The organism is Salinivibrio siamensis, assembly GCF_001996005.1.
Classification (GTDB): Bacteria; Pseudomonadota; Gammaproteobacteria; order Enterobacterales; family Vibrionaceae; genus Salinivibrio; species Salinivibrio siamensis.
Genome location: NZ_MUFB01000036.1, coordinates 1 through 26,967 on the forward strand (window position 1 = coordinate 1; position 26,967 = coordinate 26,967).

Consider the following 26,967-nt stretch of genomic DNA (forward strand, 5'->3'; position numbering starts at 1 on the left):
GCGCCGATGGTAGTGTGGGGTCTCCCAGTGTGGGGTCTCCCCATGTGAGAGTAGGACATCGCCAGGCTTTGAATACAATTGATTAAAGCAAAGAGATATAAGTCTTTAGTCATACAGAATTGGTGCGGAGTGGTAGTTCAGTTGGTTAGAATACCGGCCTGTCACGCCGGGGGTCGCGGGTTCGAGTCCCGTCCACTCCGCCACTACTTAGAAACCCTGCTAAATTTAGTAGGGTTTTTTTGTTATTGGCCAGGTTCGCCCTGCGGGCGAATGAGTCCCGCAGGATGGCCTGCCCGTTGTCCGCAACCCCGGCCCTCCGCCACTATTTAGAAACCCTAGCTGAAAAGCTGGGGTTTTTTTGTTATTGAACTTCTGGGAAAGATTTGCTTTATAAATAAGCGATCAAACGTCTGAAGAGTAATTGGTGGTGGTAATTTGTCGCGGGATCGCTACAATAGGCACCTATCTACAGGGGTATAGCTCCAATTGGCAGAGCAGCGGATTCCAAATCCGCGTGTTGGGGGTTCGAATCCCTCTACCCCTGCCAAATACCAAAGCATCGACATTGTCGGTGCTTTTTTGTATGTGAATCATCAAGCTTCTCGTAATCCGATTAAGGGTAGATGTGAACATGCAAACTACAAAAGGCGTGTTGGGGGCTGGGTCGCCAGCCCGGTTGAATCCCTCTACCCCTGCCAAACATCAAAGCACCGACATCGTCGGTGCTTTTTTTTGTATGTGAATCATCAAGGTTCTCGTAATCCGATTAAGGGTAGATGTGAACATGCAATCTACACAAAAGCGTGTTGGGGGCTGGGTCGCCAGCCCGGTCGAATCCCTCTACCCCTGCCACACATCAAAGCATCGACATTGTCGGTGCTTTTTTTGTATCTACTCTCTGTGGTAGCAACCACACCTCTCTAGCCTTTTTCTTCCTCCTGTTTCTCGTTCACATGTCGCGGTATGATGACTTTTTACCAATCGAAAGGAGCACCCAGTGGTAAGCATATTGTGGGTAGGGCTTGGTGGCGCATTAGGGGCATCCTCGCGTTTTCTCGTATCAGAGTGGAGCGTTGCGGTGCTTGGTCGTGCATTCCCATACGGCACCTTAATAGTAAATGTACTCGGGTCATTAGCGATGGGCGTCTTTTTAGCGGCGATGAGTCAAGAGGTGATTGCTCCGGTGCCTTGGCGCCAACTGGTTGCGATTGGTTTTTTGGGCGCATTTACTACCTTCTCGACCTTTTCAGTAGATACCTTGATGCTGTTCCAACATGGTGAGACAGTGAAAGCTTTGTTGAATGTGGGTCTCAATCTCGCGTTGTGCTTAAGTGCAGCCGCGATGGGCGCTTGGTTGCTAGCACGCATCACCGGTTAAGTGAAAACATCGTGTTACGTCGCTTGTTGTTGCGGCGGTGATTTCTTATACTGGCGTTGAACTTGTCGGAGTGCCAATTGGCTGAGACCACGTTAAGTGGGATCCGTTGAACCTGATCTGGTTAGGACCAGCGAAGGGAACAAGAGATGCATCAGATCACAGACCGTACGCGTCTGCCAGTTTGCTCACATCTCAATTCAGCGTTTTCCGGCAAGCATTAATTCCCATAATGAACACCGGAGTAATGCTATGTCGACCCGTAAACAGGCCCGTCTTGAGGCCAAATCTTTTATCGATTCTCTCTCTGCGCAAACCTACCCCAACTCGGAAAAAGTCTATGTCGAGGGCTCTCGACCTGATATTCGCGTGGGCATGCGCGAGATCCATCTGTCTCCGACCTTTGTGGGCGGTAGTAAAGACAATCCGCAGTATGAAGCCAATGAGTCCATTCGGGTTTATGACACATCAGGGCCTTATACTGACCCTCAGAGTGCTATCGATATTTACCAAGGCTTAGCGCCACTGCGCAAAGCCTGGATTGATGAGCGTGCCGATACAGAGTTTCTTGGTGCAGTGAGCTCAGACTATGCGCAGACCCGCCTCAGTGATGAAACCTTAGATGATCTTCGCTTTAATGCCTTACCGCCTATCCGTCGGGCGAAACCTAACCAATGTGTGACCCAACTTCACTACGCACGCCAAGGCATTATCACCCCAGAGATGGAATTTATCGCTATCCGGGAAAATATGGGGCGTCAGCAGTATCGTGAAGAGCAGCTAAACCGCCAGCACCCAGGAGAAAGCTTTGGCGCGCATTTACCCTCAAACATCACTCCCGAATTTGTGCGCCAAGAAGTTGCTGAAGGGCGTGCGATTATTCCGGCCAACATTAACCACCCAGAAGCGGAGCCGATGATTATTGGGCGTAACTTTCTCGTGAAAGTGAATGCCAATATTGGTAACTCGGCGGTGAGCTCCTCCATTGAAGAAGAAACCGAAAAGTTGGTGTGGGCGACCCGTTGGGGCGCGGATACGGTGATGGATTTATCGACCGGACGCAATATCCACGAAACTCGCGAGTGGATTTTACGTAATAGCCCAGTCCCGATTGGCACTGTGCCTATGTATCAGGCGCTTGAGAAAGTGAATGGCATTGCCGAAGACCTGACTTGGGAAGTGATGCGCGATACCTTGATAGAGCAAGCCGAGCAAGGGGTCGACTACTTTACCATTCACGCCGGGGTGCGTTTGCACTATGTGCCCATGACTGCCAATCGCGTGACTGGCATTGTCTCGCGTGGTGGCTCGATTATCGCCAAATGGTGCTTGGCGCATCATCAAGAAAGTTTCCTCTATACCCATTTTCGTGAAATCTGCGAGATTTGTGCTGCCTATGATGTATCGCTGTCACTAGGCGATGGGTTACGTCCCGGCTCAGTAGCTGACGCGAACGACGAAGCCCAGTTCAGTGAGTTACGTACTCTGGGCGAGCTAACCAAGGTGGCATGGGAATACGATGTACAGGTGATGATTGAAGGCCCCGGCCATGTGCCCATGCACATGATCAAAGAGAATATGGACGAGCAGCTCACCCATTGCCACGAAGCGCCTTTCTATACCTTAGGCCCGCTGACTACCGATATTGCGCCTGGCTATGACCACATTACCTCCGGGATTGGTGCGGCGATGATTGGCTGGTTTGGGTGTGCGATGCTTTGCTATGTCACGCCCAAAGAGCATCTGGGTCTGCCCAATAAAGAGGATGTTAAAACCGGACTGATTACTTACAAGTTGTGCGCGCACGCCGCCGACTTAGCCAAAGGACATCCGGGCGCGCAGGTGCGAGATAACGCCATTTCCAAAGCGCGCTTTGAATTTCGCTGGGAAGATCAGTTTAACCTTGCATTAGATCCAGTGACGGCGCGTGCTTATCACGATGAAACCCTGCCTCAAGAGTCGGGCAAGGTCGCGCATTTTTGCTCCATGTGTGGGCCAAAATTCTGCTCTATGAAGATCAGCCAAGAAGTCCGCGATTACGCCAAAGAAAATGGCTATGCCGCTGCGGGCGAAGCGATTGATGTCACCATGCTGGAAGACCCGTTAGCAGGCATGCAGCAAAAATCGCAAGAGTTTCGAGCAAAGGGCAGTGAGCTCTACCTGCAAAAATCCCATCATTCGTCACCACAAGGCGCTGAGGTAAGCGACAGCGATAAGGTGGAATCATGAGCCTGACCCCGTTTGCGCCTATGTCGGAAGGCATAGGCCCATTATATCCGGTGGTAGACGACGTGGATTTACTTGAACGCTTACTTTGCTTGGGGGTGAAAACCGTGCAACTGCGTGTGAAGCAGCCAGCCCATCCACAATTGTCAGACTGGGTACAGCGCGCGGTGGCTTTGGGCCGCGCGCACCATGCGCAGGTGTTTATCAACGATCACTGGCAGCTTGCGCTTGAAGCTGGCGCCTATGGCGTTCATCTAGGGCAGCAAGACTTACAAGAGGCGGATCTTGACCGACTTGCGCGGCAAGGCGTGCGCCTTGGTGTATCGACACGCAGCCCCGAACAGCTCGCTGCAGCGGTTGAACTCTCGCCCAGTTATCTCGCCATCGGCCATATTTTTCCCACCACTACCAAACAGCTCGTCGAGCCACCGCAAGGCGTTTCAGCGTTAGCGCAGCAGGTGGCGGCTGTGGATGGCCGTTTCCCGACGGTGGCGATTGGCGGTATTGATCTCGACCGAGCTCCTGACGTTTGGCGCACCGGCGTGGACGCCATTGCGGTGGTCCGCGCCGTGACACAAGCGCCTGATTTAGCGGCGCGCATTGACGCATTTAACCGCTGTCTTAATCGATCAAGACAGCAAGGAGGGTGTGATGCTATCGGACAGTGAATACTTGCGTTATAGCCGGCAAATCATGCTGCCAGAAGTTGGAGAGTGCGGGCAGCAGGCACTGAGCAATGCGCGCGTGTTAATGGTCGGTGCCGGTGGGCTTGGAACCACCGCGGGCCTCTATCTTGCAGGGGCTGGCGTGGGTCAGTTAGCGATTGCTGACTCGGACCACGTTGAGATATCTAATTTGGCGCGTCAGGTGGCGTATCGGGATGAGCAAATCGGCACCGATAAAGCCGCAGCGCTAGCCGCTAACTTGGTCGCGCTGAATCCACATTGCCAGTGCCGAGCCATCAATGCCTATCTAGAAGGTGAGCGTCTGGCGCTTGAAGTGGCGATGGCGGATGTGGTCCTTGATTGCAGTGATAATCTCACTACTCGCCATGCAGTCAATCAAGCCTGTGTAGAGGCTGGTACACCCTTGGTGAGCGCAGCGGCGATCGGTTGGCAAGGCCAGTTATTGGTTTATCAACCGCATAGCGCATGTTATGCGTGCGCCTTCGCAGACGTGACGCTTTCTGAACCCACGCGCTGTTCTGAAGCTGGGGTAATGGGACCTGTGGTCGGTATGATGGCCACCGCGCAAGCGTTGGAAGGAATAAAACTGTTATTAGGGCAGGCGGTCGGTACCAATCGCTTGTCACGACTGGATGGACAAACCATGACATGGCAGCACTTTTCGCTGCCCGTTCATCCGCACTGTGCGGTTTGTCAGCCAATGCGGGAGGTAAATGATGCGGTTAATCATTAATGACACGCCTACAGAGGTCAATGCCACGACCGTCGCGCAACTGATTGAGGAGATGAAGGTGCCGGCCGAATCGGTTGCTGTCGCGCTAAATCAGACCATTATTGCGCGTGATGCTTGGTCATCCACGTCACTCACCGCTGGCGATAGCTTGGCGGTCTTTCAAGCGATTGCCGGAGGATAATTATGTTAACCATTGCGGATACGACGTTTTCATCTCGCCTGTTAACCGGCACCGGCAAGTTTTCCAGTCGCAAGACTATGGCCGAATCACTGGCGGCCAGTGGTACTGAACTGGTCACCATGGCCCTAAAGCGAGTCGATGTGCATGCCACACAAGACGATATTCTAACGCCGCTGCGCGAGCTCGGTGTGCGCCTGCTGCCCAATACCTCAGGGGCGAAAAATGCGCAAGAAGCGGTCTTTGCCGCGCGTCTTGCCCGAGAAGCATTGGGAACGCATTGGGTGAAGCTGGAAATTCACCCCGACCCCAAATATTTGATGCCTGATCCGATTGAAACCCTTCAAGCGGCGAAAACGCTTGTGGATGAGGGGTTTGTGGTGCTGCCATATTGTCATGCCGATCCTGTGCTGTGTAAGCGTTTGGAAGAGGTGGGATGCGCGGCGGTGATGCCCCTTGGCTCACCGATTGGATCCAACCAAGGGCTGGCCTCAATGGCGTTTCTCGACATCATTATCGAGCAAGCTCGCGTACCGGTGATCATTGATGCCGGCATTGGTGCACCGTCAGATGCGGCGTTAGCGATGGAGCGCGGCGCTGATGCGGTATTGGTCAACACCGCCATTGCCACGGCTGGCGATCCGATTGCCATGGGCGCAGCGTTTAAACAAGCGGTTGAAGCAGGACGCTGTGCGTATCGCGCTGGACTGGCGGGCACACACAATCACGCCCACGCGTCTAGCCCCTTAACCGCGTTTCTTGACGCTAAGGAGGCGTGATGAGCTTTTCTGAGCGGTGGGCGGCACTCGATTGGGATCATCATCGCCTTTCGATTTACAGCAAAACGCGCCAAGATGTCGAGCGGGCGCTGGCTAAATCTTCGCGCAACTTGGACGACTTCGCTGCCCTGATCAGTCCTGCCGCTGAAGCCTACCTTGAGGCCATGGCTCAGCAATCTGAGGCGCTGACGCGGCAGCGGTTTGGCTACACCATGGGGTTTTACATTCCGCTGTATCTCTCCAATTTGTGCGCCAACGTGTGTACTTATTGCGGTTTTTCGATGGAAAACCGAATCAAACGGCGCACGCTGGATGAAGCCGAGATCGCCGCCGAGTGTGAAGCGATCAAAAAAATGGGCTTTGACAGTGTGCTCTTGGTGACCGGTGAGCATGAAACCAAGGTAGGGCTCGAGTATTTTCTCCGCGCTTTACCCGTGGTGAAGCAATACTTTCATCATGTGGCGATGGAGGTGCAGCCGCTGGATACCGAGGCATATCGCGCCTTGGTGGCACAAGGTGTGGATGCGGTGATGGTTTACCAAGAAACCTACCACGCTCCAACCTATGGGGAACACCACAAGCGCGGGAATAAAACCGACTTTCACTACCGGCTGCAAACCCCAGATAGGTTGGCACAAGCAGGGGTCGATAAGATCGGTCTTGGCGCCTTGATTGGCCTTGAGGACTGGCGCACCGACAGCTTTTTTACCGCCCAGCATCTGGATTATCTGGAAAAGCAATACTGGCAAAGCCGCTATTCGCTATCTTTTCCGCGCTTACGTCCTTGCGCGGGGGCGTTACAGCCGAAATCGGTGATGACGGATAAGCAGCTGGTTCAGTTGATTTGTGCCTATCGGTTGTGGAATCCGCAGGTCGAGCTGTCGCTATCGACACGAGAGTCCCCCCACTTTCGCGACAATGTGTTGCCCCTTGGGGTCACGAGCCTATCCGCGGCGTCAAAAACCCAACCGGGCGGCTATGCGAACCCTGAGCCACAATTAGAGCAGTTTGCTATCAGTGATGAACGGAGCGCGGCAGAGGTGGCCGCCAGTGTCCGTGCCCTCGGTTTTGAGGTGGTATGGAAAGATTGGGATAACATCTACGATATCGCGCGTCAGGCGCAAATGGCTTCACAAACGGCAGCGGGTTAGCGACAATGCGGGCATGAAACGTATTACTGTATATGTGGGTCCTCGCTGTCCTCACTGTGAGGCGGCCAAAGCTTACTTGGATAAAAAAGGGCTGCGTTATCGTGTTGTCGATACGGCCACGCCTAAAGGCAAGAAGCTGCTGGCGGCAACTGGCTCGCGGGGTGTCCCGGTGATTTGCATTGGCGATACTACTTTGCGCGGCTTTTCGCCCAAAGCGGTCGAGAAAGCCCTGAAAGGGGAATAAAAAAAAGCGTCCAATCGGACGCTTTTTGTTTTTCACACTCGGTGAAGACGCGACTTAACGGCTTAGTGGCGCGGTCGCTTGTTTTAACCAAGCTTGGTCTTGATCATCGAGGTGCGGGCTGATTTCATCCCACACGGTTTGATGATAGCGATTCCACCACTGGATTTCCGCCTCGCTGAGTAAGCTCACATCGACCAAACGACGATCGATCGGTGCACGCGTGAGTGAGGCAAACCCGAGCATCGTCATGTCACCCTCGGTGGGCTTTTCTTCAATCAACTCGAGGTTTTCAATCCGGATCCCAAACGCGTCGGCGCGATAGTAGCCCGGCTCGTTTGACACCACCATGCCTGGCAATAGCGCGACGCTATTGGGCGCTTTGGAAATGCGCTGCGGACCTTCGTGCACGTCCAAGAAATGCCCGACACCGTGACCGGTGCCATGGTCAAAATCATAGCCGTGTTGCCACAAATACTGGCGTGCTAAGGCATCAAGCTGGCTGCCTGAGGTGCCTTTCGGGAACAGCGCGGTGGCCAGCGCAATATGTCCTTTAAGCACCAGCGTAAAGGCTTTTTTGATCTCAGCACTGCATTCGCCTACCGGCACGGTACGGGTAATGTCGGTGGTGCCGTCATAGTATTGACCGCCTGAGTCGACCAAGTAGACGTTGTTGCTCTCAATCACGCTCGGTTTAGGCTGATTGTTGTGGTTATAGTGACACATGGCCGCATTGCCACCGGCGGCTGAAATGGTATCAAAGCTTAAGTCGACCAGTTGATCGTCTTGTTGGCGGAATTGATACAGGGTGTCTGCGAGCACGGCTTCGTCAGGGCGTTCACCGGCGTCGACTTGACGGTCAAACCAGGCCAAAAAGCGAGTCACGGCAACACCATCGCGCACGTGACAGGCACGCATACCGGCGATTTCTTGCGGGTTCTTGGCTGCTTTTTCAAGCGCACATGGGTCTTGCGCTTCCACCACGGTGACTTGCGCTTGTTGGAGCGTGTCCAGTGTCCACGCATTGGCGCCGTTTGGGTCGACCAATACACGTTGACCGCTCAGCGCTTGCAGGGCATCAACCAGACTGTCTGGGTGCGCGACGCTCACGCCTTGGCCCACGTGTGCATCAAAGCCTTCGGGGAGACGGTCAGGGTCGATAAACACGGTGACGTCACCGGATTGCTTGATAATCGCTTGGGTCAGTACCACGGGCAAACGTGGGATATCGCGACCACGGATATTGAGCAGCCAACAGACGGCATCGGGTTGAGTGAGTACCGCGGCATCAAGATTCTGATCGGCTAACTGCTGGCCAATGGTTTGACGTTTATCTAAGCTGGCGCGGCCGGTTTTCTCTTCACCCAGTAAAATGGCAGGGCTATTAAGCGGGGCGGGACGATCGTCCCACAAGCTTTCAATCGGGTTTTGCTCAACACTCACCAGTGTCAAAGCCCCATCCAACGCGCGTTGGGTACGTTTGTACCAAGCAGCGCTATGCATGCGAGCGTCGATAGCCAGCTTGGCACCTTTTGGCAATTGTTGCTGGGCCCATTGCACCGGTGGCTCATCAATCAGGTGGCAGTAGTCAAACAGGCCGGCGGGGACTTGCTTACGGACTTGAACCACATAGCGGCCATCAACAAAAATCGCTGCCTTGTCGCGGGTGATCACCGCGGCGCCTGCTGAGCCGGTAAAGCCGGTCGCCCAGTGGAGGCGTTCGTTGTGCTCAGGCACATACTCACCGAGATATTCGTCTTCATGGGGGATGAGTAGGGCGTCATAATCGTGTTGAGCCAGCCAGTGTCTTAGCTGCTCAATACGCTTGGTAAGGGTCGCGTCCATTATTCTTCCTTCTTTGTATGGGGTGAACTTGCCATGTTCGGCCACGCGTAAAAAACGGTGGGTTAGACCCTAGCGCGATTGGCGATAGGCTGCAATTTTGCTGGGCTAAATTGCTGACAGCGTGAAATAATCAAGGCTTTCAGCCATTGGTGCCCCGGGTCATTTTCTTGATTTTGATGCCAAAACAAGGTGTACGCCATCGGCGGTATTGGCGTCGGTAACGGCCTTACCACCAAATTGAGCGACGCGGCAATATAATGCGCAAACTGGCTTGGTGAAGTAAACACCAGGTCGGTATAGGTACACAGGCTCGCCGCACTGTTGAAATCTGGCACGTACATGGCAATGTCACGCTCAATATTACGCTCTGCCAGTTTATAGTCCAACAGCCAGCGGTCATTCCCATCACACTTCACCTGTACATGTCGCAGTCCAAGGTAACGCGCTTCATCCCATGGGCCCTTGAGTGCCGGATGATCGGCGCGCATCAACACACACTGGTGATCTTGGCAAAGCTCTTGGTAGCGTACGCCTTTGGGCGGCATCATGGTCAACATGGCATCGGCGGGATTTAAATCTTTACCGGTAATACCAAAATCGATATTGCCGCGGGCGAGGCCATCAAAGGTGGTTTGATCCCAAGCAGCGGTATTAAGAGTGATAGCTGGAGCCGCTTCCAGCATATCGCCAATAAACTGTGGCAGTAGCAATGGGTAGGCGCTCTCGACGAGGGCAAAGCGAAAACAGCGGTCACTTAAGTGTGGCTGAAAGTGGTCCGGCTCGGTCATCGCCGCAACATCATTGAGTAAAGCCCGTAATTTTGCCTGTAAGGCTTGCGCCCGAACGGTGGGTTTGAGCCCGTGGGCTGCTCGCGTAAAAAGCGGGTCGTTAAATTGCGATCTTAATCGGGCTAAGTTTTTACTCACTGCCGATTGGCTTAAGTGCAGGCGTTTTGCCGCCCCCGTGACATTACACTCTTCCAACAATACATGTAAGCACACCAATAAATTAAGGTCGGTGCGCTGCAGCTGGTCCAAATCCATTACAGGTATTCTCCTTAGGAATAACTGCTTTTACTATAAACCATTATGGTTCATATCGTGAAGCCACTATACTGCGTGCCTGTATAGAGGAGTAACCAATGTCACACACTGATTCACCGACATCGAATCGCTTACTGGTCGCCTTAATGGTGTTACTGGTGCTGTTTAGCCCGATGGCGATTGATATTTATTTACCGGCGTTGCCGCATATGGCGGGGGACTTTAACGTTAACCCGACGTTGGTACAGGACACCATCACTTGGTTTATGTTTAGCTTAGGCTTAGGTCAGCTGTTCGCTGGCCCGTTGGCTGATCGCTTTGGTCGCAAACCTGTAGCCGTCATTGGCATACTGCTCTATGGACTGAGCTCTTTGATGGCGTGGCTCGCCACCTCGATGGATATGATGCTGGTGGCGCGTTTGCTGCAAGGTTTTGGCGCGTGCGCGACTTCCGTGTGTGCATTTGCAGCGGTGCGTGACCGATTCGGTGCAGAGCGCAGCGGCCATATGATTAGCTATCTTAATGGCGCGATTTGCTTTGTTCCTGCCTTGGCGCCGCTATTGGGGAGCTGGCTTACCCAAGTCTTTGACTGGCGCGCTAACTTCACCTTTATGCTCGGTTATGCGGTATTAGGGTTGGTATTAGTTATGGTCTTTTTGCCCGAGACACGCCCTGCGCACACGGACACCTCGGGTCGCCTATTTAGCGTACGCCGTTATTGGCAAGTGCTACGCGTACCAACATTTACCTACCACATCATCCTTTGCATGCTGGCCATGGCGGTGATCTTAGCGTATGTCACCTCCGCGCCTGTATTGCTGATGGATAGATACGGTATTTCCATGAACAGCTTCACTTTTTGGTTTGGTGCTAACGCGGCACTAAACATTGCCGCGGCGATGTTAGCGCCGCGCTATATGGAAAAATTTGGTAGCCGCCGCGCGCTCAATATTGGCTTGATGATGCTGGTAGGCTCGGGTGGGCTGATGTTGGCATTAAGCTCTATTGCGACGCCTTGGGCCTTTATGTTGCCGATTTTTACCTCATCATTTGGCTTTGCTTGGGTGTTAGGCGCGTCAGCCGGCGCCGCTTTAGCCCCATTTTCTGACCGTGCTGGCACAGCGGCAGCCTTGCTGGGATTGTTCCAAATGAGTGGCGCAGGGCTTTTGGTCAGCTTAACCCAGCGCTTGGGGTTATCGGCCAGTGACCTGATGACAGTGCATATGTGGCTCTTGTTGCCCGGTCTCGTGATTTTATGGTCCCCAGTTGGGAAGCAATGGCATGCAGCAACGGTAAAACGGTAAGAAAATCAATAAAAACAACGTCTCAGTTGGCAAAGTATAATAAGACGTGCAAAACGCAGGGGTCTCGACAACCCATCATCCCTTTTCGCTGGCTCCGGCCAGCGTTTTTTTATTTTGCTAAAAGTGCGTGGTTCGGAGTATATTTACTAAGCAAATCGAATTAACGCTCATTCCTTTTCGTTTTTATCTCAAAGGTCAGTTACACACTATGTCATTATCGACAATCGAAATGGCGCGCGTCCTCGAACAACTTGAGGAATCGCCAGAAAAAATCATGTTTGGCAAATTACTGCAAGAATTAGGTAGCCAAAGTGAAGAGCGTGTACGCAGTGCTGCACGTCAAGTGCCACTGAAATACTTGCGTGAACTGGTTTACCAATTTAATTCTGTGATTGAAGAGCGCCGTTCTGAGCGCATTGAAGAAATCACTCAAGGCTTGGCGCAAGATGGTTTATCTGCTGACGAGCTTTATGAGTATATAATCCAACGCAAGATGGGCTGATCGCCGCCCATCACTCATAAGGATAAACATGACAGAGCGGCGTGTGGTGCCAGGAGCGTTAGATACTCGCCGCTGGCTGTTTGCTTTTTTTGGGTTTGCGTTGCTGAATCAGCAGACCCACGACAATAAAGCTAAGACCGATTAGGGTGCTGATATGGATTGTCTCACCAATAATGGTGGCCAATAGCATCAAGGAAATAAATGGCGAGATAAATATCAGATTGCTGATCCGAGAGGCATTCTGGGTATATTTCATCGCGCTCAGCCACAGCATAAATGTTATCCCCATTTCAAAAAGCCCCACATAGCTCACCGCTAGCCAGCCTTGCCATGGGATACCGCTCCAAGACGCTGTTATCCCCGCCAATAATAAAGATGCAGGTAATGACAGCATAAAGCTCAACAGAATGCCGAGCACAGGGTCGGCAGGGTTTTTAGTGTTTAGTACCCAAAACCCTGCCCACAATAGCGTGGAGAGCAACGCGAGCCCAATGCCAAGCGGACTATCGAACTGAAGCGATAAAAGCTGGCCCTTTGTAGCGATCACTACCACACCAAAATAGCCCAACGCCGCCGCAATCCAATCTTGGCGACGAATGGTTTGGCCGAGAAATACCGCTGCCATTAAGGTCAAGGTAATGGCCCAGCTGTAATTTAATGGTTGGGCCAAAGAGGCAGGAAGAAGATCATAGGCTTTGAAAAGAACCAAATAATAAATCAAAGGGTTAATCATCCCCAGTAGGCAATAATAGCCAGGTCGACGACGAAAAGTGGGCCAAAGTGCCGATAGCTTGCCTTGCACCGCGGCAATAGCGGTCAATACCAGTACAGAGACCACGCTGGCAGCGGCCAGCATTTGAATCGGGGTCATGTAGCTTAAGGTAATTTTGAATGCGGTCGCGACCGTTGACCACAATAGCACTGCACATAATCCAAATATCAGTGCTTTACGTTCATTGTGCATACTGCCTCCCTGCAAATCTGCCTTTTAAGCTAGGCAGTCTACGGTATTCGTACGCACCGAGATAGACTGGACATCTATCCAGTATCCCATTAGCCTTGCTGACATTGATGACCGCACAATAGAGAACCCATTATGCTTTCTGGCCTGTCATTACCGACGTTAGCTATTCTCACATTCTGTTTTGGCGTGATCAGTGCCGCCGGGTTGAGTTATTGGCTGCATCGACGCGTGGTCGCTCAGTATCAACATTGGTTTGATACCCAATATGCGCAACAGCAGTCAACGGCTGATATACAGCAACAACAGCTTCATCAGCAACTGGAGCAGCAACAACAAGAGCTAGACAGCTTAGATGTAGAGCGCGATCGTCTGACACAAGAGCTGCGCCAGTATTACGGCAAATTAACCTCCGCGAGTGAGAAGTTGCGTCAATTGGAACAATTACGCCAAGACAATCAAACGTTGACCCAAAAACTTGATGCGGTGCGAGAGGAAAAGTCTGAGCTGCTCGCTGAGCTGCGCGAGGTCAAAGCCAGCGCGGAGCAACAACTCAATGCCGCGAAAGAAAAGCACGCCTTATTAGAAAATGCGGAGGAAAGGCTGCGTACCCAATTTGAGCAGCTGGCCAACCAGGTATTTGAGCAAAAGGTCCATTCCGTTGATGAGCAAAATAAGATGAGCTTAGAGAGCTTACTTGGACCACTTAAGTCGCAGTTGGAAGGGTTTAAAAGGCAAGTCACTGACAGCTTTGGTGAACAAGCGAAAGAGCGTCACACCCTGATCCATGAAATCAAAAACCTCCAGCAACTGAATGCGGACATGACGCGGGAAGCGCATAACCTAACTCAAGCGCTTAAAGGTGATAACAAGCAACAGGGCAACTGGGGCGAAGTGGTGTTGGCGCGTATTTTGGAAGAGTCCGGCTTGCGTGAAGGGCGTGAGTATCAAACCCAGGTGAGCTTTGAAAACGAGCAAGGCAAGCGCTACCAGCCCGATGTGGTGGTGAAATTACCCCAAGATAAAGACGTGGTGATAGATGCCAAAATGGCGCTGGTCGCGTATGAACGCTACTACAACGCAGACACTTTGGTTGAGCAAGATGCCGCATTAAAAGAGCATGTCCAAGCCATTCGCCAGCATATTCGTGGCTTGGGACGCAAAGACTATCATCAGCTTCATGGTGTGCGTTCACTGGATTATGTGTTGATGTTCATTCCGGTGGAGCCAGCTTTCCAAGTGGCCGTGGAAGCCGATGCCAGCCTGATCCGCGAGGCGATGGATAATAATATTATGTTGGTCAGTCCCACCACTTTGCTGGTGGCACTACGCACCATCAATAACTTATGGCGTTATGAATACCAAAACCAAAATGCCAAACAGATTGCCGAAAAAGCGAGCAAGCTCTACGACAAGGTGCGGCTGTTTGTCAGTGATATGGAAGCGTTGGGTAATGCGTTGGGTAAAGCCAGTGACAGTTATCAAGGGGCGATGAACAAACTTAGCCAAGGCCGCGGTAATATTATTCGCCAAGCAGAGGGGTTTAAAGCGCTGGGCGTGGAGGTGAAACGGGACATCAGCCCGTCGCTGGCCAGTGTTGCCACCGACCCTGCGCCTGATGAGCCTCTTAATCTTACACAGGCAGAGCGGGACACAAATCCGCAAGAATCATAATAAACTTGGTCGTACGCTTGGAGTCGGGATGGGCGATAAAGTAAACTGGGGCCAATACGTTAGGGGAATAAAATGACAGATAAAAACGCGCACCAGGATCAAGAGACGATCGATTTTGGCTACCAACAAGTGAAACGCCAAGAAAAAGAAAGCCTCGTGGCCAATGTGTTTCATTCGGTGGCTGCAAAATATGATCTGATGAACGATGTGATGTCGATGGGCATTCACCGTATCTGGAAACGCTTTACCATTGACTGCAGTGGTGTCCGCCCTGGGCAAAAAGTGCTCGACTTAGCCGGTGGTACGGGCGATCTCACCGCAAAATTCTCGCGTCTTGTCGGCGAGCGTGGTGAAGTCGTACTCGCCGACATTAATAACTCGATGCTCAAAGTGGGCCGCGATAAACTGCGTGATAAAGGCATTGTCGGCAATGTGAGCTACGTACAAGCCAATGCAGAAGCGCTGCCATTCCCTGATGACCACTTTGATTGCATTACCATCGCATTTGGGCTGCGTAACGTGACGGATAAAGATGCGGCCTTGCGTTCGATGTTCCGTGTGCTTAAACCTGGTGGGCGTTTATTGGTGTTGGAATTCTCCAAACCCGTTGCCGAGCCGTTGTCAAAAGTCTACGACGCCTACTCTTTCCATGTATTGCCCAAAATGGGGCAACTGATTGTTAACGATCCAGACAGCTACCGCTATTTGGCCGAATCGATTCGCATGCACCCTGATCAAGAAACCTTAAAAGGAATGATGGAGCAAGCCGGTTTTGAACAAACCAGCTACTACAACCTGACGGGTGGGATCGTGGCGCTGCACCGTGGATATAAATTCTAAGGAGCCAACATGGCACTTGATTCACTGTTGTGCGCGGCCCTGGAAACAGCGCTCAATGCTGTGATTGCTAAAGACGCCGACAGCCAGCGTCGCCTTGCTCGGCTAAAAGGGCGTTGTATCGGAGTGACTCTACAAGAGCTTGATCGCCAACTGATTTTCGTCTTCGGCCAACGTATTGATGTACTTAGCCATTACGAAGGTGAATGCGACGCGGCGCTATCATTGTCACTGTCAGCACTGCCACAGCTACAGCAAAAAGCAAACTTAACCGCCTTAATCAAAGCGGATAAACTCACGCTGGAGGGGGATATCGATGTCGCCCAGCAGTTTTCTCAGTTGCTCAGTGGTATCGAACTAGACGTGGCAGAGTGGCTAGCACCTTACACCGGCGATGTGATTGCGCATACGGTGGTGAGTCAGGCGCAGCAGCGCTGGCAGCAATTGCAGCAATTGGCTCAACGGCAACAGCGCTATGCAGGAGAGGTGATTACGGAAGAATGGCGCTTAGCGCCTGGGCCATTAGAAGTGGCGGCATACAGTGACCAAGTGGACGAGCTGCGCAGCGATGTCGCGCGGTTGGAAGCCAGGTTTAAGCAGTTGGTAGAACGGGTGGAGTCTGCATGACACTCAATGAAATTCGTCGCTTGTATTTTATCATCCGTACCTTACTGCTTTATGGTGTGGATGCTTTACTTCCCAAACAACCCTTAACACGGCTGGCGCACCTTGGCCGCCAATCATTGTTTTGGCTGAAGAATCAGCACCCAGATAAGCCGGTGGGGGAGCGACTGCGTTTGGCGCTGCAAAGCTTGGGCCCGGTATGGGTGAAGCTTGGGCAAATGATGTCGACGCGTCGTGATCTATTCCCCGCCGATATCGCCAACGAGCTGGCACAGTTGCAAGATAAAGTCGCACCCTTTGATGGCCACAAAGCCAAAGCGCAAATCGAAGCCTCGTTAGGCGGCCCGTTAGAAACCTGGTTTAGCGACTTTGACCCCCATCCACTCGCCTCTGCGTCGATCGCGCAAGTGCACACCGCTACGCTCAAATCGAATGGGCGTGAAGTGGTGCTGAAGGTGATCCGCCCCGATATTTTGCCAGTGATCCAAGCTGACTTGCGGCTCATGTATCGTGTGGCACGGCTGGTGGCGCGTTTTCTGCCTGATGCGCGTCGCTTAAAACCGGTCGAAGTGATCCGCGAGTACGAAAAAACCTTGCTCGATGAGCTGGATTTGATGCGTGAAGCGGCCAATACCATTCAGCTGCGCCGCAATTTTGAAAACGACCCGGCGCTGTATGTGCCCGAAGTGTTCAGTGACTACTGCCGCAAAGACGTGATGGTGTCTGAGCGAATCTATGGCATTCAAGTGTCGGATATCGAGGCGCTAGAAGCCAATGGCACTGACATGAAATTGCTGGCCGAGCGTGGGGTTGAGGTCTTCTTTACCCAAGTATTCCGAGACAGCTTTTTCCATGCGGATATGCATCCAGGCAATGTCTTTGTCTCCTACGAGCACCCACATGATCCGCAGTGGATTGGGCTTGATTGCGGGATTGTCGGCACCCTTAATCGCGACGATAAACGCTATTTGGCAGAAAACTTTATCGCCTTTTTTAACCGCGATTACCGTAAAGTGGCGGAGCTGCATGTTGACTCTGGCTGGGTGCCGCACGACACCAACGTGGATGATTTTGAGTTTGCCATTCGCACCGTGTGTGAGCCCATTTTCGAAAAGCCATTGTGCGAAATCTCGTTCGGTAATGTTTTACTAAACCTCTTTAACACCGCGCGCCGGTTTAATATGGAAGTGCAGCCACAGCTGGTGTTGTTGCAAAAAACCTTGCTCTACATTGAAGGGCTTGGGCGTCAGCTCTATCCGCAACTAGATTTGTGGACCACGGCGAAGCCATTTTTAGAGTCGTGGATGAAACAGCAAGTGGGGCCGCAAGCTGTCTGGGCAGCGGTGCGTGAAAAGGCACCGTTTTGGGCGGAAAAACTCCCCGAAATCCCAGAACTGGTGTACGACGGCTTACGGCAAGGTCGTCAGGTCAATCAGCGTTTAGAAGCCTATTATCACGGTTACTTGCAGATCAAACAGCGTCACTCGCGCGCCACTTATATGCTCGGGATTGGTGCGACGTTACTGCTGACGGCGACCATTTTGTTTGCCAACCGAGTCGAGACCTTACCGAGTGTCGCCGCTGCAGGTGCGGTTATCTTTTGGTTGTGGGGCTGGCGACTTTGTAATAAAACCTGTAATAAATAGCAGTTACACTGCTGCGCACATCAAGTTAACCAAACGGAAGAAAGGGAACCGGTATGGGTGGAATTAGTATTTGGCAGTTGCTGATCATTGCGGTGATTGTGGTGTTGTTATTTGGTACCAAGAAGCTACGTAACATGGGGGGCGATCTTGGCTCAGCGGTCAAAGGCTTTAAAAAAGCAATGAACGATGATGAAACCAAAACCACTGACAAAGATGCGGATTTTCAGCAGCAGTCATTGGACAACAGTGACGCCGACGCGTCGAAAAAAGAGCAAGCACGCAAAGATAAAGAGCAGGTGTAAGCCGTGTTTGATATAGGTTTCTGGGAGTTAGTGCTGAWTGCCATTATTGGCCTCGTGGTGCTTGGCCCGGAGCGATTACCGGTTGCGATACGCAATGTGTCGCGCTGGGTGGGGGCGGCGAAACGGATGGCAGGATCTGTCCGTGATGAGCTTGAACAAGAGCTCAAGCTAAAAGAGCTCCAAGACAATTTACACAAGGCCGAACAAGCGGGGATGAAAGATTTGTCACCTGAGCTACAAGAGTCGGTCGACACCCTACGTCAACGCGCGGCGGATGTACAACGCCCTTATGCAGCATCGCCTTCTTCTCATCACCCCGATGAAGGCGACGATGCGCCATCAACGGATAAGCGATAACGAGTCAGACGCTTTATGTTTTCGGTGAACAAACCACTATGTCTTCTGTGAACGATACTCAGCCCCTTATCAGCCACTTGATGGAGCTTCGTAACCGCCTGCTTCGCGCAATTATCGCCATCTTAGTGGTCTTTGCCTGCTTGGTGTATTTTGCCAATGATATTTACAGCCTGATTGCCCAACCGCTGATCGACAAACTGCCCGAAGGGGCGAGCATGATCGCTACAGATGTCGCGTCTCCCTTCTTTACCCCAATTAAGCTGACTTTGGTCATATCCGTCTTCGTCGCCATCCCTGTGGTGCTATATCAAATCTGGGCGTTCGTTGCTCCCGGCCTGTATAAGCATGAACAGCGGTTAGTGATGCCGCTTTTGGTGTCGAGTTCGTTGCTGTTCTACGCGGGCGTGGCATTTGCGTACTGGGTGGTGCTGCCATTGGTGTTTGGCTTTTTCACGTCTATTGCGCCAGAAGGGGTGCAAGTGGCAACGGATATTGCCAGTTATCTCGACTTTATCTTGGCGCTCTTTCTCGCCTTTGGCATTGCCTTTGAGATCCCTATCGCGATTATACTGCTGGTTTGGACAGGAGCGACCACGGCACAAAGCTTAACCCGCAAGCGGCCCTATGTGGTAGTGGCTGCGTTTGTGGTGGGGATGATGCTGACGCCACCGGATATGATTTCACAAACCTTGCTGGCCATTCCCATGTGCTTGCTGTTCGAGTTGGGCGTGGTGCTATCGCGCTTTTATGTCCCACGTGAGAAATCAGAATCCGAGGAGGCCAGTGAATGATCGATATTGGTGTCAACCTGACAAACACACGGTTTGATCAAGACAGAGAGACCGTGGTGGATGATGCCAAACAGGCGGGCGTCACGGGCATGATTCTGACCGGCACCAGTATCGATGAGAGCCAAGCAGCCGCCGCGCTTGCGAGCTCTTATCCTGGTTTTGCCTATGCCACGGCGGGTGTTCACCCGCATGATGCCAAATCGGTCGAGGCGACAGGTTTAAGCGCGATTCAGCAATTAGCGCAGCGTCCCGAGGTGGTCGCAATCGGTGAGTGTGGGCTTGATTTTAATCGGGACTTTTCGCCGCGGCCACAACAAGAAGCGGTCTTTGAGGCGCAGCTTGCGCTAGCGGCTGAGCTTTCAATGCCAGTGTTTATGCACTGTCGTGATGCCCACGATCGCTGGTTCGCCATTTTGCGTCCATGGCTCGACAAACTGCCCGCGGCGGTGCTGCATTGTTTTACTGGCGATGACCGCGCGCTGCGCGATTGCCTCGATGCGGGTTTATATATAGGGGTAACGGGATGGCTATGCGACGATCGCCGCGGACAGCAGCTTCAGCAACAGGTAAGCTGGTTGCCCGATGACAGGCTGATGATAGAAACCGATGCGCCGTATTTACAGCCTCGCGATATACGGCCGCGACCTAAACGCAGTCGTAATGAGCCGAAATACTTGCCCCATATCGCCCAAACAGTGGCACGATTACGTCAACAGCCTGTCGAACATATTATTGATTGCACAATAAAAAACACTCAGCGCTGCTTTTCTATTCAGTGACTGGGTGAACACTACACGAGGCAGTTCGCTGCCCCAAAGCCCAGGTCTGCAACTTAAAGGAGGATACAGTGACCGTATCCATTCAAGGCGCCTTTCCTGCTCGACGCCTGCGTCGTACACGCAAAACTGACTTTAGCCGCCGTATGGTGGCGGAACATTCATTGTCCGCAAGCGATTTGATTTACCCAATCTTCGTACTCATGGGTAAGAATCGTCGTGAGCCAGTGGCATCCATGCCCGGCATCGAGCGACTCTCGATTGATTTATTGCTCCATGAAGCGGATTACCTTGCCAAGCTGGGTGTCCCTGCCATTGCGCTCTTTCCTGTGATCCCGAAAGAGTTTAAAACCAGTTGTGCCTCGGAGGCATTTAACCCCGAAGGGTTAGTGCCACGCGCGGTGCGCTTACTCAAAGAGCATGTGCCGCAAATGGGCGTGATCACCGATGTGGCACTAGACCCTTATACCGTGCACGGCCAAGACGGGATCATTGATGAAGACGGCTATGTGATGAACGAGCCCACCACTGAGGTACTGATCAAACAAGCCCTATCTCATGCCGAAGCGGGCGTCGATATTGTCGCGCCTTCTGACATGATGGATGGACGAATTGGTCGTATCCGTGAGGCATTGGAAGCCAATGGTCATATCAATACCCAAATCATGGCGTACTCTGCCAAGTATGCGTCCAATTACTACGGCCCGTTTCGCGATGCATTAGGCTCGGCGGCGAACCTGAAAGGGGGTAACAAAGCCAACTATCAAATGGATCCGGCCAACAGCGATGAAGCCTTGCACGAAGTGGCGATGGATATTGCTGAAGGGGCTGATACCGTGATGGTTAAACCCGGGATGCCGTATTTGGATGTGGTACGCCGGGTAAAAAATGAGCTTAAAGTGCCGACGTTTGCCTACCAGGTATCGGGCGAGTATGCGATGCACAAGGCGGCCATTGATAATGGCTGGCTAAAAGAGCGCGAGACAGTGATGGAGTCATTATTGTGCTTTAAGCGTGCGGGGGCCGATGGGATCCTCACCTACTTTGCTAAGCAAGTGGCCGAGTGGTTAGCGGAAGACGCGGGTGCCACCTTGCCTCCCAGACCGGAAGAGACGGTCGGTTAACTCGCCTTTTATGAAAGCGCCCTTGCCACGAGCAAGGGCGTTTTTTTAGCCTGCCCTGGATGACCCCACAAAACTCAAGGGATCACATTGCGGTTAATGGGGTTCTGTAGTGAGATCAGTGTTTCTGTGGATTGTACTTCGTCGATGGCTTGAAGCTTGTCAATCAACACAAACTGTAGCTCTTCGATAGAGCGGCACATGAGCTTAACGAAAATATTATAGGCCCCCGTGGTGTAGTAGGCTTCTACCACCTCGTCGAGCTGATTGAGTTTTTCTAGTGCCGAGTGGTAATCTCGCGCCGCTTTAAGATTGATGCCGATAAAGCAGCACACGTCGTAGCCGAGTTTTTTGGTGTTGACCAATATTTCCGTGCCTTCGATGATGCCCGCGGCTTTCATTTTCTCAACCCGCACGTGAACGGTGGCGGGGCTGACATGAAAGCGCTTTGCCATTTCTGCGTAGGGGACGCGCGCGTCATCCAACAGCGTAGAGAGAATACGACGATCTAGGTCATCCAATTTTGGCAACTCGTTCATTGTTTTAGTCTTTTAGTTATAGCATGGCCAGATTTTTCGTTAACGCGGTTGCTTAGCCACTTCGTTAACGCCTAATGTAGGGTATCGCGTTGTTTAGCAAGATACCAACAAACCAACAGGAAGGGGATGTGGGGATCAAATACGTTTTCGGTGGCTTACTACTGCTCATCGCCAGTAGCGTCAATGCCGCACAAAAAGATGTGCTGGTGGTGCACTCCTATCATCCTGGTTTCTTTTGGAACCAGGCGTTGGTTGAAGGGTTGGAAACAGCCACGCAAGGCGAAGAGATCGCTTTCCAGCATTCCTACCTAGAAAGTAAACGCTACCAATCGGATGCCTATCGCGAACAGCTCAAAGATGTTTATATCCATAAACTGACCAACCATGATTTTGATGCCATTCTGACCACGGATAATGCCGCATTATGGCTGATCCATGAATTGCATGAGTACGTGGGCGATACACCGGTCGTCTATGCGGGGCTCAATAACTTTGGTCGTCAACATTACCCCTTACTGCCCAAGGTCACGGGGGTGAAAGAAGAAATAGACCTACCGCGCAACTTGGCGCTAATGAAGCGCTTGCATCCAGATTTAAAGCGGGTGTATGTACTGCTCGATGAGACGTTCTCCAGTCGTCAGTATTGGAATGTGGTGAAGGCGCAACTGAGAAAGGCGGGTCAGTCAGGCCTCGAGATTGTGAGGCTGTCCAACCTGCCATTCCAAGGTTTACGTGACCGTATTCAAGCGATGCAGCCGGGCGAGGCGGTGTATTACTTGTCCTATTTTCGTGATGCGAACGGCACCTTTCTCGATAGACTCAGTGGTATTCATACTCTTACCCAAGATTCGCCTGTACCGATTTATGGTGCGATGAGCTTTATGCTGGGTCAGGGCGTGATCGGTGGCATTGTGATCGATGGCAGAACTCAAGGTCAGCACCAAGGTCAGCTGCTGTTGGATGTACTGGCGGGCAACCTCCCCCCTGAACGAGACAGTACTAACCTGACGTTATTTGATTACCCTGCACTGAAAGATTGGGATGTGGATGTGAGCGCCATCGAAGACGCTGAGGTGATTAACAAGCCTCAGCCGCTTTGGCAAAAGCACCAAGTTGCGTTTCAAGCCGTGGCATTGGCGGTGTTGGTATTGGGAAGCGTGATAGCCATGCTCGGTGCCAACATTCGCCAGTTACGTCGCAGTGAGTCAGCGTTAAAGCGTCACCGAGCAATGCTTAAAGGTATTTTTGATCAAAGTAACCAGTTTATTGCACTGTTGGATGAGAACGGGATCTTGGTGTCAGGTAATGCCAGCTTTAATCAATTAATCAGCGTGAGTCACCCGTATCGTGGACGACCTTTGTGGTTTTGGCCGATTTGGCGCAATCCCGCCCGCCTCGAGGAGCACCTCAAGCTTACCGATTTCTCCCAGCCTCGCCGGTTTGAGCTTTGCCTCAGTGAAGCGCATCGTGAGGTGATTTTGGACGTGGCGGTCAAAGGGTTTCCCAGCGAAAACGGTCAACGTCGCGTGCTGTTAGAAGCTCGTGATATTACCCAGCGCAAACAAACCGAAGAGAAGCTACAGCGCAGCGAAATTGAATACCGCATGTTGTATGAACAGCAGCCTGTCATTCTATTAACCATTGATTACCAAGCACGTATTCAATCGCTCAATCAGTATGCCGCTGATTTGTTTGGTTATGATAAAGCCGCGTTATTAGGGCACAAGATCACCTCCTTATATGCGGATCATCAAGTGCCTCCCCATCGAATGATTAAACGGGATCACAACAACCAAGAGCAGGTGTGGCGGCGTGAGATCCCGTATCGTGCCGGCAATGGTCATACCTTGTGGGTTCGGGAAACCGTGCGCGCGATGCATAATCAGACGCAGCTGCTGGTGGTGGGCGAAGACATCACCGCGCATCGAGAAATGGAAAACCAGCTGACTTATCAAGCCCATCACGACTATTTAACGGGGCTGTATAATCGTAGTTATTTTGAACAAAAGCTCGCCGCCGCGCTGTTACAAGCGCGAGAAGAAGATCAGTGTCACGCGATGTACTACATCGATATGGACCAGTTTAAGCTGATTAATGACACCGCCGGACATGAAGCGGGGGACGAGGCACTTAAACAAGTTGCTCAGATCATCCAGCAACATCTGCCGGCAGGTGCGGTCTTGTCGCGACTCGGGGGGGATGAATTTGGTGTGATTGCCTATCATCACTCGGCCGAGAGCGCGTTGAGTTGGGGGCACCAACTCCTGGCAACCTTGGCGGACAGTGAGTTTTTCTGGCACGGCAGTCGCATGCGCTTAGCGTGCTCGTTGGGGATTCGCCTTCTGGATCGCACCGCCGGCTCGCCGCAGCAGGTACACGCGCAAGCGGATACCGCCTGCTATGCCGCCAAAGACGAAGGGCGTAACCGTTTACACCTTTATCACCCGGATGATGAGGAGCTGCAACGCCGTGAGCAAGAAATGGCATATGTCAGCCACATCCATGATGCCATTGCTCACGACCGCTTTGATATCTATGCACAGCAGATCGTCGATATCCGACCGGGTAGACAAGATACGCTCTACATCGAGGCGTTGGTGCGGATGCGCGATACCCAAGGCGGTTGGTTGCCGCCCAGCATGTTTATCCCAGCCGCCGAGCGCTACAATATGGCACACCAACTCGACACTGTGGTGGTGACCAAAACGCTGGCGTGGTTTGATGCTCACCCGGATCAGATTGCCAAGCTGGGTAAAATCTCGATTAATCTGTCGGGACGGTCAATCACCCAAAAAGATTTTGTCACCTTCTTAATCGCCGCGATTAAGCAAACCCAAGTGCCTAGCGAGTGCATCTGTTTGGAGATCACTGAAACCGCAGCGATTACCAACATGAGCAGTGCTATCGAGCTTTTCTCGCAGCTAAAAGCCTTGGGGTGTGTGATTGCCTTGGACGACTTTGGCGCGGGCATTTCGTCGTTTGGTTATTTGAAGCGCTTGCCGGTCGACATCATTAAAATCGATGGCCAATTTATCCGCGATATCGCCACCGATGACACCGATTATGCGATGGTGAAAGCAATCAATGAGTTGGCTAAACAAATGGGGAAACAAACCGTGGCGGAGTTTGTCGAGAACGCCGATATTCTCAACAAACTACGCGCGCTGGATGTGGATTATGCCCAAGGCTATCACTTTAGCGTACCCGCGCCCTTAGGCGAGCAGGTCAAAAATTGGTCGACGCGTCGAGAGACGATAAAGGAAAAAATCCATCTCTGATATACTCGGCGCATAACCAGCCGCGGAGAGCCAATGTGCAACTCAGTTTGATTTGCGACGCCCCTGACAAATCCGAGCAATTTGAGGGACTAAAAAGCAAGTGGTCACTTACACACACACCTGATTCGTCATTTGCGTTGATCATGACCACGACACGCCTTGAGCTGCGCAAACAGGATGAGCCTAAGTTAGGCGCTGTGTATGTCGACTTTGTTGGCGGTGCGGTCGGCCATCGGCGTAAGTTCGGTGGCGGCAAAGGGCAGGCAATCGCGAAGGCGGTGGGGCTCAACAAAGGCGTCACGCCACGGGTGTTGGATGCCACGGCTGGCTTGGGTCGTGATGCGTTCGTATTAGCATCCTTAGGTTGTCAGGTGCAAATGATTGAGCGGCATCCAGTGGTCGCCGCATTGCTCGACGATGGGCTACAGCGCGCCTATCAAGACAGTGAGATTGGTACATGGATGCAATCGCGCATGACACTGCTGCATGCCAGTAGTGAGCAAGCACTTACCGATATGGCGCAGACCCCTGGGCTACAACGACCTGATGTGGTCTATTTAGATCCTATGTATCCCCACAAGAAAAAAGCAGCCTTAGTGAAAAAAGAAATGCGTGTGTTTCAGGCTTTGGTGGGCGCTGACACGGACGCCGATGCCTTGTTAGCGCCTGCGTGCCAGCTCGCGCGTAGCCGCGTAGTGGTTAAGCGTCCAGATTATGCTGAGCCCTTGGCGGCAACGCCACCACACTCTAGTATTACCACCAAGAAGAACCGCTTTGACATGTATATCAACGCAGCGTTAAGTGCGGAGGCGTAAATGGCTAAGTCTTTGTGCAAATGGCGACGGGGTGAGGTTGAGGCCAACTTAAGTGCGCTCGCATCGATTACCACGCCACCGCGAGCGGCTTGCAGCAAGTGTGCGCGAGTCGCCAGTGAAAAAGGTTATCTCTGTCGCCCTGTGCCTCTTGCCAGTGACGGGGATAAAAAAGCCAAAAAAGCCAAAAAAGCCAAGAATAAAGCGGACAAGAAAGACAAAAAGGGCAAAAAAGCGAACAAAGAAAAAAGAAAGGCAAAAAAAGGAAGGAAAAATAAAGGCTCCATAGCGAACTAAGGAGCCTTGAAGGGCTTAGTCGAGGCCTTTTACCATCAGTACGGTCAGTAGTCCGGTGATCACTGAGACAATCAGGCCAGAAACGATTAGCCAAGGCAACATATCCATCATGTTCTGCACTCACTTCTTTGTTATGAATTGGGGGAAAAGCGAGCATGATTGAGCCTGAGTTTAGCGACATTCTCAATGTGCTAGACGTAGACAGTTAAGCTTAGTAACGATTAGAAACAAGGTGGCGACAAAGCCATCAATCCGCCCCCGTGGCACATAGGTCTATCAGTACAAAGGGTCCATCATGAGTGTCAATCAAGGAAAAGCCGATGTATCGGTTTGGGATAAAGAAGAAGCCTTAAGCCGGCTAATGGATAGCCCGGCGCTTCTTGATGAGGCTTGCAGTATATTTGTTGAAGAAAGTGAGCAACAACTGCCAAGTATGGAAAAGCAGCTTGCTAACGCCGACTACACCGCCTTGGCGCGCGAAGCGCACAAAATGAAAGGCAGCGCTGGCAATTTAGCGGCGCTCGAGCTGCATCAGCAAGCATTGACGCTCGAGCAAGCGGCAAAGCAAGAGGCCGCCGACCAAGCCGCTGCTGCGTTAGCGGACATTAAAGAAGGCTTAGCACGATTTTGTGCGCAGCTCACTCACTAATCGCCTGTCTCATCATGCTCGCGAGTGACCAATAAAAAACGCCGTGTTGAACACGGCGTCAGACTGCTGACAAAGGTCTAGCTTTCGAGCTAGACCTTTGATCTAATAGGAGTGTCGCAATAGGGATGCTCCGGTATGCTTCAAGAACCTTCTCCACACCAATATGAACTTGAAATGGTGACGATGGAACAACTTGTTCCCAAAGACCATCTTGTTCGTAAAATCGACCGTGCCATCGAC

Annotated in this window: 27 protein-coding genes, 2 tRNA genes and 1 riboswitch; of the genes, 25 read left to right on the top strand and 4 right to left on the bottom strand. The window is 52.1% G+C overall.

What is annotated here, in order from left to right; all coding sequences use genetic code 11:
- The first annotated feature begins 126 nt into the window (after positions 1-126).
- From BZG73_RS14470 to BZG73_RS14515, 10 genes are all read left to right on the top strand, one after another.
- Positions 127-203 (top strand) — tRNA-Asp (locus BZG73_RS14470).
- A gap of 267 nt (positions 204-470) precedes the next feature.
- Positions 471-547 (top strand) — tRNA-Trp (locus BZG73_RS14475).
- A gap of 450 nt (positions 548-997) precedes the next feature.
- Entirely contained in the window at positions 998-1,378 is a 381-nt protein-coding gene (gene crcB / locus BZG73_RS14480) for a fluoride efflux transporter CrcB (protein WP_046074607.1), read from the top strand.
- A 56-nt stretch (positions 1,379-1,434) separates the two neighbouring features.
- A riboswitch (TPP riboswitch) is annotated at positions 1,435-1,534 on the top strand.
- A 93-nt stretch (positions 1,535-1,627) separates the two neighbouring features.
- Positions 1,628-3,604, top strand: coding sequence for a phosphomethylpyrimidine synthase ThiC (gene thiC, locus BZG73_RS14485; RefSeq protein ID WP_077668672.1), 1,977 nt, complete (start codon positions 1,628-1,630; stop codon positions 3,602-3,604).
- Complete coding sequence (thiE, locus tag BZG73_RS14490; RefSeq protein ID WP_077668673.1) at positions 3,601-4,269, top strand: thiamine phosphate synthase; 669 nt, start codon at positions 3,601-3,603, stop codon at positions 4,267-4,269. The genes thiC and thiE overlap by 4 nt, the downstream gene beginning before the upstream one ends.
- Entirely contained in the window at positions 4,253-5,020 is a 768-nt protein-coding gene (locus BZG73_RS14495; RefSeq protein WP_077668674.1) for a HesA/MoeB/ThiF family protein, read from the top strand. The genes thiE and BZG73_RS14495 overlap by 17 nt, the downstream gene beginning before the upstream one ends.
- Positions 5,001-5,201: a sulfur carrier protein ThiS gene (gene thiS / locus BZG73_RS14500; RefSeq protein WP_077668675.1), complete on the top strand. Its 201-nt coding sequence runs from the start codon at positions 5,001-5,003 to the stop codon at positions 5,199-5,201. Before BZG73_RS14495 ends, thiS begins: the two co-directional genes overlap by 20 nt.
- Positions 5,202-5,203: 2 nt before the next feature.
- A complete protein-coding gene (locus BZG73_RS14505; protein WP_077668676.1) occupies positions 5,204-5,977 on the top strand; it encodes a thiazole synthase in 774 nt (257 codons plus the stop codon).
- A complete protein-coding gene (thiH, locus tag BZG73_RS14510; RefSeq protein ID WP_077668677.1) occupies positions 5,977-7,128 on the top strand; it encodes a 2-iminoacetate synthase ThiH in 1,152 nt (383 codons plus the stop codon). The genes BZG73_RS14505 and thiH overlap by 1 nt, the downstream gene beginning before the upstream one ends.
- A gap of 13 nt (positions 7,129-7,141) precedes the next feature.
- Positions 7,142-7,372 (top strand): glutaredoxin family protein, encoded by a 231-nt coding sequence (locus BZG73_RS14515; protein WP_069361819.1) that lies wholly within the window; start codon positions 7,142-7,144, stop codon positions 7,370-7,372.
- Between the two features lie 54 nt (positions 7,373-7,426).
- Here BZG73_RS14515 and BZG73_RS14520 read toward each other — a convergent pair whose 3' ends face one another.
- Together BZG73_RS14520 and BZG73_RS14525 are read right to left on the bottom strand one after the other, a co-directional pair.
- A complete protein-coding gene (locus tag BZG73_RS14520) occupies positions 7,427-9,214 on the bottom strand; it encodes an aminopeptidase P family protein (protein ID WP_077668678.1) in 1,788 nt (595 codons plus the stop codon).
- 62 nt (positions 9,215-9,276) lie between these two features.
- Positions 9,277-10,257 (bottom strand): LysR family transcriptional regulator, encoded by a 981-nt coding sequence (locus tag BZG73_RS14525; protein WP_077668679.1) that lies wholly within the window; start codon positions 10,255-10,257, stop codon positions 9,277-9,279.
- Positions 10,258-10,355: 98 nt separating this feature from the next.
- On the opposite strand from BZG73_RS14525, the gene BZG73_RS14530 reads away from it, so the two are divergent.
- Together BZG73_RS14530 and tsrA are read left to right on the top strand one after the other, a co-directional pair.
- Complete coding sequence (locus tag BZG73_RS14530; protein ID WP_069588239.1) at positions 10,356-11,561, top strand: multidrug effflux MFS transporter; 1,206 nt, start codon at positions 10,356-10,358, stop codon at positions 11,559-11,561.
- A 208-nt stretch (positions 11,562-11,769) separates the two neighbouring features.
- Positions 11,770-12,063, top strand: coding sequence for an H-NS-like global regulator TsrA (gene tsrA, locus BZG73_RS14535; protein ID WP_077668680.1), 294 nt, complete (start codon positions 11,770-11,772; stop codon positions 12,061-12,063).
- Positions 12,064-12,121: 58 nt separating this feature from the next.
- Here the strand turns inward: tsrA and BZG73_RS14540 are convergent, their stop codons facing one another.
- Entirely contained in the window at positions 12,122-13,027 is a 906-nt protein-coding gene (locus BZG73_RS14540) for a DMT family transporter (protein WP_077668681.1), read from the bottom strand.
- Positions 13,028-13,159: 132 nt separating this feature from the next.
- Between BZG73_RS14540 and rmuC the strand changes: the two genes are divergently transcribed.
- The 9 genes from rmuC to hemB all read left to right on the top strand — a co-directional run bounded on the left by rmuC (position 13,160) and on the right by hemB (position 21,155).
- Positions 13,160-14,698 (top strand): DNA recombination protein RmuC, encoded by a 1,539-nt coding sequence (gene rmuC, locus BZG73_RS14545; RefSeq protein WP_077668682.1) that lies wholly within the window; start codon positions 13,160-13,162, stop codon positions 14,696-14,698.
- A 72-nt stretch (positions 14,699-14,770) separates the two neighbouring features.
- Complete coding sequence (ubiE, locus tag BZG73_RS14550) at positions 14,771-15,538, top strand: bifunctional demethylmenaquinone methyltransferase/2-methoxy-6-polyprenyl-1,4-benzoquinol methylase UbiE (RefSeq protein WP_046074594.1); 768 nt, start codon at positions 14,771-14,773, stop codon at positions 15,536-15,538.
- 9 nt (positions 15,539-15,547) lie between these two features.
- A complete protein-coding gene (locus BZG73_RS14555) occupies positions 15,548-16,162 on the top strand; it encodes a ubiquinone biosynthesis accessory factor UbiJ (RefSeq protein ID WP_077666359.1) in 615 nt (204 codons plus the stop codon).
- On the top strand, positions 16,159-17,805 hold the full coding sequence (gene ubiB / locus BZG73_RS14560) for a ubiquinone biosynthesis regulatory protein kinase UbiB (protein ID WP_077668683.1): 1,647 nt from the start codon (positions 16,159-16,161) through the stop codon (positions 17,803-17,805). Before BZG73_RS14555 ends, ubiB begins: the two co-directional genes overlap by 4 nt.
- Before the next feature lie 53 nt (positions 17,806-17,858).
- Positions 17,859-18,107 carry a Sec-independent protein translocase subunit TatA gene (tatA, locus tag BZG73_RS14565; protein ID WP_046074591.1) on the top strand — a complete coding sequence of 83 codons (249 nt, stop codon included), beginning with the start codon at positions 17,859-17,861 and terminating at the stop codon, positions 18,105-18,107.
- A gap of 3 nt (positions 18,108-18,110) precedes the next feature.
- A complete protein-coding gene (gene tatB / locus BZG73_RS14570; RefSeq protein ID WP_077668684.1) occupies positions 18,111-18,464 on the top strand; it encodes a Sec-independent protein translocase protein TatB in 354 nt (117 codons plus the stop codon).
- A gap of 38 nt (positions 18,465-18,502) precedes the next feature.
- Complete coding sequence (gene tatC / locus BZG73_RS14575; RefSeq protein WP_046074589.1) at positions 18,503-19,255, top strand: twin-arginine translocase subunit TatC; 753 nt, start codon at positions 18,503-18,505, stop codon at positions 19,253-19,255.
- Positions 19,252-20,034, top strand: coding sequence for a TatD family hydrolase (locus BZG73_RS14580; protein ID WP_077668685.1), 783 nt, complete (start codon positions 19,252-19,254; stop codon positions 20,032-20,034). The genes tatC and BZG73_RS14580 overlap by 4 nt, the downstream gene beginning before the upstream one ends.
- Before the next feature lie 68 nt (positions 20,035-20,102).
- Positions 20,103-21,155, top strand: coding sequence for a porphobilinogen synthase (gene hemB / locus BZG73_RS14585; protein ID WP_046074587.1), 1,053 nt, complete (start codon positions 20,103-20,105; stop codon positions 21,153-21,155).
- A 74-nt stretch (positions 21,156-21,229) separates the two neighbouring features.
- On the opposite strand, the gene asnC is transcribed toward hemB, so the two are convergent.
- Positions 21,230-21,691 (bottom strand): transcriptional regulator AsnC, encoded by a 462-nt coding sequence (gene asnC / locus BZG73_RS14590; RefSeq protein ID WP_046074586.1) that lies wholly within the window; start codon positions 21,689-21,691, stop codon positions 21,230-21,232.
- A gap of 89 nt (positions 21,692-21,780) precedes the next feature.
- Here asnC and BZG73_RS14595 point away from each other — a divergent pair, with 89 nt between their 5' ends.
- From BZG73_RS14595 to BZG73_RS14610, 4 genes are all read left to right on the top strand, one after another.
- Positions 21,781-24,969, top strand: a complete 3,189-nt coding sequence (locus tag BZG73_RS14595) for an ABC transporter substrate binding protein (protein ID WP_235606086.1) — start codon at positions 21,781-21,783, stop codon at positions 24,967-24,969.
- Positions 24,970-25,004: 35 nt separating this feature from the next.
- On the top strand, positions 25,005-25,784 hold the full coding sequence (locus BZG73_RS14600; RefSeq protein WP_077606785.1) for a class I SAM-dependent methyltransferase: 780 nt from the start codon (positions 25,005-25,007) through the stop codon (positions 25,782-25,784).
- A complete protein-coding gene (locus BZG73_RS14605; protein WP_077668686.1) occupies positions 25,785-26,078 on the top strand; it encodes a hypothetical protein in 294 nt (97 codons plus the stop codon).
- A gap of 295 nt (positions 26,079-26,373) precedes the next feature.
- Complete coding sequence (locus tag BZG73_RS14610) at positions 26,374-26,727, top strand: Hpt domain-containing protein (protein ID WP_052708052.1); 354 nt, start codon at positions 26,374-26,376, stop codon at positions 26,725-26,727.
- Positions 26,728-26,967: the final 240 nt, after the last annotated feature.

Coding starts and splice junctions, on each gene's coding strand:
- thiH (WP_077668677.1), top strand. CDS start 5,977: ATGAGCTTTTCTGAGCGGTGGGCGGCACTCGATTGGGATCATCATCGC.
- ubiE (WP_046074594.1), top strand. CDS start 14,771: ATGACAGATAAAAACGCGCACCAGGATCAAGAGACGATCGATTTTGGC.
- tatC (WP_046074589.1), top strand. CDS start 18,503: ATGTCTTCTGTGAACGATACTCAGCCCCTTATCAGCCACTTGATGGAG.
- BZG73_RS14525 (WP_077668679.1), bottom strand. CDS start 10,257: ATGGATTTGGACCAGCTGCAGCGCACCGACCTTAATTTATTGGTGTGC.
- tsrA (WP_077668680.1), top strand. CDS start 11,770: ATGTCATTATCGACAATCGAAATGGCGCGCGTCCTCGAACAACTTGAG.
- ubiB (WP_077668683.1), top strand. CDS start 16,159: ATGACACTCAATGAAATTCGTCGCTTGTATTTTATCATCCGTACCTTA.
- tatA (WP_046074591.1), top strand. CDS start 17,859: ATGGGTGGAATTAGTATTTGGCAGTTGCTGATCATTGCGGTGATTGTG.
- BZG73_RS14505 (WP_077668676.1), top strand. CDS start 5,204: ATGTTAACCATTGCGGATACGACGTTTTCATCTCGCCTGTTAACCGGC.
- asnC (WP_046074586.1), bottom strand. CDS start 21,691: ATGAACGAGTTGCCAAAATTGGATGACCTAGATCGTCGTATTCTCTCT.
- thiE (WP_077668673.1), top strand. CDS start 3,601: ATGAGCCTGACCCCGTTTGCGCCTATGTCGGAAGGCATAGGCCCATTA.
- thiC (WP_077668672.1), top strand. CDS start 1,628: ATGTCGACCCGTAAACAGGCCCGTCTTGAGGCCAAATCTTTTATCGAT.
- BZG73_RS14580 (WP_077668685.1), top strand. CDS start 19,252: ATGATCGATATTGGTGTCAACCTGACAAACACACGGTTTGATCAAGAC.
- BZG73_RS14520 (WP_077668678.1), bottom strand. CDS start 9,214: ATGGACGCGACCCTTACCAAGCGTATTGAGCAGCTAAGACACTGGCTG.
- rmuC (WP_077668682.1), top strand. CDS start 13,160: ATGCTTTCTGGCCTGTCATTACCGACGTTAGCTATTCTCACATTCTGT.
- BZG73_RS14555 (WP_077666359.1), top strand. CDS start 15,548: ATGGCACTTGATTCACTGTTGTGCGCGGCCCTGGAAACAGCGCTCAAT.
- BZG73_RS14495 (WP_077668674.1), top strand. CDS start 4,253: ATGCTATCGGACAGTGAATACTTGCGTTATAGCCGGCAAATCATGCTG.
- BZG73_RS14540 (WP_077668681.1), bottom strand. CDS start 13,027: ATGCACAATGAACGTAAAGCACTGATATTTGGATTATGTGCAGTGCTA.
- thiS (WP_077668675.1), top strand. CDS start 5,001: ATGATGCGGTTAATCATTAATGACACGCCTACAGAGGTCAATGCCACG.
- BZG73_RS14610 (WP_052708052.1), top strand. CDS start 26,374: ATGAGTGTCAATCAAGGAAAAGCCGATGTATCGGTTTGGGATAAAGAA.
- BZG73_RS14605 (WP_077668686.1), top strand. CDS start 25,785: ATGGCTAAGTCTTTGTGCAAATGGCGACGGGGTGAGGTTGAGGCCAAC.
- BZG73_RS14530 (WP_069588239.1), top strand. CDS start 10,356: ATGTCACACACTGATTCACCGACATCGAATCGCTTACTGGTCGCCTTA.
- BZG73_RS14515 (WP_069361819.1), top strand. CDS start 7,142: ATGAAACGTATTACTGTATATGTGGGTCCTCGCTGTCCTCACTGTGAG.